Genomic DNA, 699 nt, shown 5'->3' with positions numbered 1-699 from the left:
GCAGTCGGCGAACTCGGCGCCGTTGTCGGTCAGGAGCAGGGAGAACAGCCTTCGGAACGCCTTCGGCGCGGCCCTCTCGAGCATGTCCAGCGCCGATTCCGTCGCCGCGGCCGTCTTGTCGGGCATCAGCAGCGCGAGCTGGAACCTGAACGGCCTGGAGTACAATGTCAGCAGGCACCGGCGGTCGGACCTGAGCCCTGTCACGGTGTCCATCTCGCAGGCGGCGGCGCGCCCCTCCTCGGGCAGCCCCATGAAGGCGGCGAAGGAGCGCGCCCCGCCGTGCGCCGTCGGCCTCGGCGGCTCCGAGCGCGACCTGGGCTTGTAGCCGCACTTCCTGCGCAGGTCGAGGTCGCACATCCCGGCGTAGCCGCGCGATATCCACCGGTATATGGTCGAGGGCGAGGCCCCGATCTGGCCGGCCCTGCCCAGCGCTATCTGCTGGGGCGACAGCCCCCGCGCGACGTCGTACCTGATCAGGCCCATTATGCGCTCGAACTCCGCCTCGCCCCGGTCGACGCCGATCCTGGACTCGCGCAGCTCTGCGTCGGCGAGCGCCTGCGCCCTGGCCGCCGAGTACTCGCAGCGCCACCTCCTCGAGCAGCTGCGGTAGCGCAGGTTCCTGCACCCGTTGCAGCAGCGCGGCCACGACAGCAGCTTGGGGCACGCGTCCTCCGGCGCGTCCCGGACCCTCTCGCCCTT

General features: G+C 71.4%; 1 protein-coding gene. It reads right to left on the bottom strand.

What is annotated here, in order from left to right:
• Positions 1-699 (bottom strand): transposase (locus DMP05_RS09890; protein WP_483259530.1); only part of this gene is annotated, 699 nt, incomplete at both ends.

The organism is Slackia isoflavoniconvertens (genome assembly GCF_003725955.1).
Classification (GTDB): domain Bacteria; phylum Actinomycetota; class Coriobacteriia; order Coriobacteriales; family Eggerthellaceae; genus Slackia; species Slackia isoflavoniconvertens.
The sequence above is the reverse complement of the archived record's forward strand: the minus strand, read 5'-3'. Positions and strand labels throughout refer to the sequence as shown.